Raw genomic sequence first — 5,925 nt, 5'->3', positions numbered from 1 at the left:
ACCCGGCGCAGCTGGGTCCACAGGCGCATGATCTCCTCGGCGTCGGTCCCGGCGGCGCGGTGCGCCGGGCCCGGCGGGCGGTCGGTCGCCGTCACCGGGCCGGCCCGCCGCGCCGTCGGCGGGCGGACGATCCCGGTGCCGGGTTCCGTTCGCGCGGGCCCGCGAAGCCCTCGGGTCCGGGGTCGGCGATCCCTTGGTAGCGCAGTCGGCGTCCCGGGCCGGCCGGGGCGCCGTCGGCCGGGGTGGCCGGGGCCTCGCCCGTGGCGCTGGAGCGGATCAGCAGCCCCTCGGTGACCGGGGGACCCGGGGTCCACTGGTCCGCGGCGAGCGGCGCGGTGACCCGCAGGTCGACGGAGGCCTTCAGCTCGCCGTCCAGGGCGGACCAGACATCCGCCACCGACGTCCCGTAGGCGCTCTCCCCGGCCGCGTCGAGGGTGACCGTGAGCCCGAGGGCGGCCAGTGATCCGGTGTACAGCCGCGCGGGGAGGCTGTCCGAGCGGGTGAGACAGAGCAGCACCCGGGAGAGCAGCCGGTGTTCGTCCTGGGGTCGGTTGGTCCACGCCGTGACCATGTACGTCAGCGCGAACCAGCGTGGCGGGGTGCGCCAGGCGACGAGCTGCCCTTCGGTGTCGTGCACCTCGGCGGCGCCGCTCTGGCGCCGGGTCATGTCCTCGTGGATGCCGTACAGATACACGCTGACGGTGGGCGCGTTGCGCCGGGCCGCCCACTCCCGGGTCGGTGCCTCGAAGACCACCTCGACACCGTTCTCCCCCAGTCCCGACTCCTGGAGCAGCAGCCGCAGTCCCTCGTCGACTTCGTGGATCACCGGCGGTCCACCTCGTCGGGCGGCTGGAGGCTGCCCGTCACCACCAGGAAGGGCGTGGTGACCGGGGTGAAGCCGGGGCCACGGGCGGTGATGACGCGCGGCCCGGTCTGGTCCTTGCGCAGGATCAGCAGCTGGGCGGTGAACCGGTAGCCGGCGCCGGGCCTGGCCGGTGCGGCGGCGGCGGTGATCCCGGGGGTCCAGGTCAGCGTCACCGGCGCGCCGGGCGGGAAGTCCCGGCCACGCACCAGGGTGACGAAGCCGGGTTTGCCGATCGGGGGCACGGCGACGATCCGGGGCCGCAGGATCCGCAGCGGCACCCTGGCCACGTTGTCACGGCGGTTGGCGTCGGTGCCGGTGGTGCTGAGGGTGGCGACGATCCGGGTGGTCAGGGGCTTGTCGGGGCGCAGCACGACCCGGGTGACCACGGTGTCGCCGGGGACGAGGTCGGGCAGGGCGCAGACCCCGTCCGCGCACCCGGCGGGCAGCGGCTCGGCCGGGATGGCCCGGGGCAGCCCGAGCCGCAGCCGCAATCCGGTGGCCAGCGCGTTGGATCCATTGCGTACGAGGTAGGTGACGACGACCCGGCCGCCGACGAACCCAGGGTTCGGCTGGGCCACGGCGGTCAGTCCGGGCCCGGCCAGCGCCGGGGGCGGTGGCGCGGGGGGCCGGACGGTGGGCGGGCGCGAGGTGGGCGGACGGGAGCTGGGCGGACGCGGCGTCGGCGGACGGGTGGTGGGCGGTGGACTGGTCGGCGGCGCGGTGGTCGGCGGTGGGGTCGTCGGCGGCGCGGTGGTCGGCGGCCGGTCCTCGACCCGCTGCCAGGTCGAGGGGGCGTTGTCGCCCGGCAGCGGGTCGATCACGGCCCCGTTGGCGGACCAGCCGAGCCGCCACCGCCCCACGATGACCCCGGTCAGCCGCGCGGTCACCCGTACGGAGGCGCCCGGCGCGATCACTCCGAGGGAGCACTGGGGCGATCCCGGCGCGCAGCTCCCGGCCGTGCTGGTGAGTCCTTCGAGGCGCAGCGCCGCGGGGATGTCGGCGGTGAAGACGGTGCCCGGCGAGGCGGCCGGTCCGTTGTTGGTCACGGTGACCGTGACGGACCCGGTGGCGTCGACGCGGACCGGCGTCCCGTCGGCGGGGGCGCTCACCGTGAGGTCCACCGACTGCTGGACGGTGGGTTCCTTCTGCCGTCCGGGCATCCGGTTGGTGAGCGGGGTCAGCTCGCCGCTGGCCGGCTCCAGGCTCATCAGCTTCTCCGGGGCGGTGGGTTCCACGCCCCGCCGCGCGCTGAACACCAGCCGGGTGCCGTCGGCCGACCAGACCACGTCACGGGGCTGGAACGGGCCGGTGAGGGTGGTGTCGGGGAGGTCCTTGCGGCACGCCTCGGGATCGCCCTGGGCGGCGGCGGGCAGCAGCACCCGGCAGCCGTCCCCGTTCGCCGGGGTGAGGACGACGCCGTTGCGCTGGTTGTTCCGGCCGCCGCCGTCCTTGCGGTTGAAGGCGATGTCGCGGCCGTCGGGGGAGAACGCCGGGCTGTCGTCGATCACCTCGCAGGCGCCGGGGCAGTGGGCGGCGCTCAGGTCCCGCTGCTGGTCGAGCGCGGCGACCGGCACGGTCCAGACGTGTTTGTTGCCGCCACCGCCGCCGATGACGTGGTTGCGGGTGAAGGCGATGGCCGTGCCGTCCGGGGACCAGGCCGGCTGGGCGTCCTGGCCGGTGAGCTGCCCGGCGGGGGGCGTGATCTCGCCGGTGATCCGCCCGCTGGCCACCTCCGCGAGGAGGATCCGGCTCACCCGGGGGGTGCCCGGGGTGGAGCGGGTGAAGGCCAGCGACCTGCCGTCCGGGGAGAAGGCGGGGTCCGTGTCGCGGACCCCGGGCCCGTGTCCTTCGGGCTCCAGCCACTCCCCCTGGGTGCCGTCGGCGTCGACCAGCCGGATCCGCTGGGTCCGTCCGGGGCCGGTGTGCTCGCCCTCGAACACGGTCACCGCGATCCGCCGCCCGTCGGGGGTGTAGCTCTGCCGTTCCGTCCACGGGTCGTAGCCGGGGCGGGGGTTGAAGAGCGGATCGGCCCCGGGGGTGGTGTTGGTGTCGGCCTCCGGGTCCTCCCGGAGGATCTCCACCCCCAGATCCCTCGGGTCGGTCCCGTCGTGCCGGATGTCCTGGAGGGTCGCGGCCCGCTTCACGGGCGCCGAGGTGCGCTCGACGATCACGGACCCGCCGGTCAGGGGGCCCAGCCAGGTCGGGGAGGTGACCGCACGGTCCTCGTCGAGCTGGAGGCCGGGGGTGTCGCCCGAGCCCTGGCGGGCGCGGTAGACATGGTCGAACGGGGTGGTGCACTCACAGGTCTGGTCCGGGCTGATGAAGACCAGATCGTCGCCGTCGGGCAGCCAGTCGGCGGTCCGGGCGTGCCAGGTGGCCGCCGCGCCCGCGAAGAGCGGTTCGTCCCGGCCGTCGCCGTCGGTCAGCCGGAGCCGGGGGACCTGGCCCGGCTCGGTGAGGGTGTAGGCGATGAGGTCGCGGTGGGCGGGATCGTCCACCGGGTTCCACACCGGTTCGGTGGCCGACCCGGCCGGTCCGGAGTTGACCCGCCGGTGTCCGCCTCCGGCGAGGTCCCGTACGTAGATCTGCGGGGCACCGAGCGCCGGGTCGGCGTCGCTGGAGTAGGCGATCTCGGTCCCGTCGGGCGAGAGCGTCGGCGAGGTCTCGTTGAACGGGGTCTCGGTGACCCGGCGCTCCCCGGTGCCGTCCACCCGGATCAGCCAGAGGTCGCGCTGGTCGCCTGCCTCCAGCGCGTCGAACACCACGACGGTGCCGTCGGCCGAGAGCCGGGGGCGGGCCGCGTTCCGGCCGGTGGTCAGCTTGCGGACCGCGCCGTCGCCGGTCCGCAGATACACCTGGGGGCGGACGTCGTCGCGCATGCTGGTGAAGACCGTCAGCGCGCCCCGGGCGGAGGGGTAGCGGTCGAAGGGGGTGGGGCCGGGGCCGAAGAGCGTCTCACTGGACGTGGTGGTCCGCACCCGGCCCAGGCTGCGGTGGTCCGTACCGGCGTAGGCGATCCGTCCGGCCTCCGCCGCCCGTGGCACGGGCGCGGGCCGCTCGGCGGCGGTGGGGCCGGTCCACGCCCCGGCGCCGAACGCCAGCAGCGACACCACGAGTGCCAGGGCGACGGTCAGTCCGCCCAGCCTCAGGCTCCTTACCGGGCCAGCGGTCCCGACCACGTCCACCTCACAGTCCCGGGGAGTCCTCCGGGTACGAGCCTGACCGGACCACGACGGTGGAACCAGGCCGTGAGTACCCGGCGCGGGGGAAGGTGCCGCTGCTCTTTCGGGCAGCGGCACCGTCCGGAACCGCCCGGAGGGGCCGTGGTGCCGCGCCGTCCGGGACCCGCACCGGCCCGGAACACGCGGCGCCGGGGGCGCTCCCCGGTGCGGCGGCACACCGTCAGGCGGGCCACGGCCCCCGTACCGGCACTCCGCCAGGCACCCCACGCGAGAGCGCCACCCCGCCGGGCAGGCCACGCCGGACCGGCAACCCGCCAGGCGCGCCCGGTCAGATCAGCCCGTGGCGCAGGGCGTAGCCGACGGCGTGGGCGCGGTTGCGCAGGTGCAGCCGGGTGGTGACCTCGTGCAGCACGTTCTTGACGGTGCGTTCGGAGTACGAGGTCTTCTGGGCTATCTCGACGGTGTCCAGCCCCTCCGCCACCAGTCTCAGCATCTCCGCCTCCCGGGTGGTGAGGGTGGAGAGCGACAGCCCCCGGGGATCGAGCACCATCCGCTGCATGCTGCTGACATGGTCCAGCAGCTTGCCGAGCAGATCGCCCGGCAGCACCCCCTCCCCCTTCGCCATCGCCGTGACCAGGTGCAGCAGCCGGGCCTCATCGGCCTCGGCGCGGCGCATGACGGCCGTGACCCCGCATTCGACCACCGTCTGGAGCGCGCCCGCCCCGAAGGAGCCGACCACGAGGCCGGTCCTGGTGCCGGTGTCCCGCTGGAGGCGTCGCAGCAGTTGCACGGCCGGATCGTCCACCGTGTCCACCACCACCAGCGAGACCGTGGCGTCGTCGGCGGCCTCCATGGGGAGTAGTTCGATCTCCGGTCGCTGCCGGAGCTGCTGGACCACCCCGCTGTGCAGGATGAGGTCCTGCGCGTACACGGCGACGGAGATCCGGCCCGCGTCGGCACGCGAGGCGTGCTCCCTCGCCGCCGTCGGCCACTCCGGCGGCTCCGAGCCGGGTCGGGGCGCACAGGAGGAATGCTGCTCCGCTGTGGTTGTCATGGCTGTAGCCGTTCCCTTCGTCCCGATGTCATTCATATGCGCTCGCCCCGCTTCCAGGTCGTGTGTGGGCGGACGCGGCACGCGGGCGCCGACGCGCCGCGAGGGCAGCGGGCCTTGCCCGTGGGTTGCCCCTCCCGCCCTTCGTGCGGAGGGCGCCACGGCCCTACCGTCGCGTCGTGACTACCTCTGCCGAACTCGAAATCCCACCCGTGACGGTGGCGCCGGGTGGTGAGGCGACCACCAGCCTCACCATCCGCAACGACAGCGACATCGTGGAGGCGTACACGCTCGATGTGATCGGCGACTGTAGCCCCTGGACCACCGTCGAACCGGCCCGGGTCTCGCTGTACCCGGGGACCTCCGAGCGGGTCACGCTCCGGCTGGCGCCGCCCCGCTCGCCCGATGTCCGCGCCGGTCGGATGCCCCTGGCCGTACGGGTGCGGCCGGCCGAGCACCCGGAGGCGGTACGGGTACCGGAGACCACGGTGTACGTGGAGGCGTTCCATGAGCTGGGCGCGGAGCTGGAGCCGCACCGCAGGCGCGGCTGGCTCACCGCCCGTTACCAGACCGTGGCGCACAACCGTGGGAACACCCCCGTGACCGTCGCTCTCGCCGGTCTGCAGGAGGGGGAGGAACTGCGTTTCGGTTTCGACCCGGAGCGGCCGCGGCTGGAACCCGGCGCCTCCGCCCAGGTGCGGCTCCGGGTCCGGGCCCATCAGCCCGTCTGGTTCGGTACGCCGGTGACCTGGCCCTTCGAACTCTCCATCAGCGAGGCGGCCGATGATCCCGGCGGCGACGCGGTGGCGGCGTCCGGTCCCTCGGCC

At 74.8% G+C, this 5,925-nt stretch carries 3 protein-coding genes and 1 pseudogene; 1 reads left to right on the top strand and 3 read right to left on the bottom strand.

Annotated elements, in window-relative coordinates:
- Nucleotides 1-91 precede the first annotated feature (91 nt).
- The 3 genes from ACFVIM_RS31915 to ACFVIM_RS31905 all read right to left on the bottom strand — a co-directional run bounded on the left by ACFVIM_RS31915 (nucleotide 92) and on the right by ACFVIM_RS31905 (nucleotide 5,101).
- Nucleotides 92-826, bottom strand: a complete 735-nt coding sequence (locus ACFVIM_RS31915; protein ID WP_384308889.1) for a DUF4255 domain-containing protein — start codon at nucleotides 824-826, stop codon at nucleotides 92-94.
- Nucleotides 823-4,044 (bottom strand): hypothetical protein, encoded by a 3,222-nt coding sequence (locus tag ACFVIM_RS31910; RefSeq protein WP_384308887.1) that lies wholly within the window; start codon nucleotides 4,042-4,044, stop codon nucleotides 823-825. The genes ACFVIM_RS31915 and ACFVIM_RS31910 overlap by 4 nt, the downstream gene beginning before the upstream one ends.
- A gap of 331 nt (nucleotides 4,045-4,375) precedes the next feature.
- Nucleotides 4,376-5,101 carry a LuxR C-terminal-related transcriptional regulator gene (locus ACFVIM_RS31905; RefSeq protein ID WP_384308884.1) on the bottom strand — a complete coding sequence of 242 codons (726 nt, stop codon included), beginning with the start codon at nucleotides 5,099-5,101 and terminating at the stop codon, nucleotides 4,376-4,378.
- Between the two features lie 176 nt (nucleotides 5,102-5,277).
- On the opposite strand from ACFVIM_RS31905, the pseudogene ACFVIM_RS31900 reads away from it, so the two are divergent.
- Nucleotides 5,278-5,925, top strand: a pseudogene (locus ACFVIM_RS31900) (hydrolytic protein); the annotation flags it as partial.

Origin of the sequence: Streptomyces sp. NPDC057638 (assembly GCF_042800315.1) — a bacterium.
Lineage (GTDB): Bacteria > Actinomycetota > Actinomycetes > Streptomycetales > Streptomycetaceae > Streptomyces.
The sequence above is the reverse complement of the archived record's forward strand: the minus strand, read 5'-3'. Positions and strand labels throughout refer to the sequence as shown.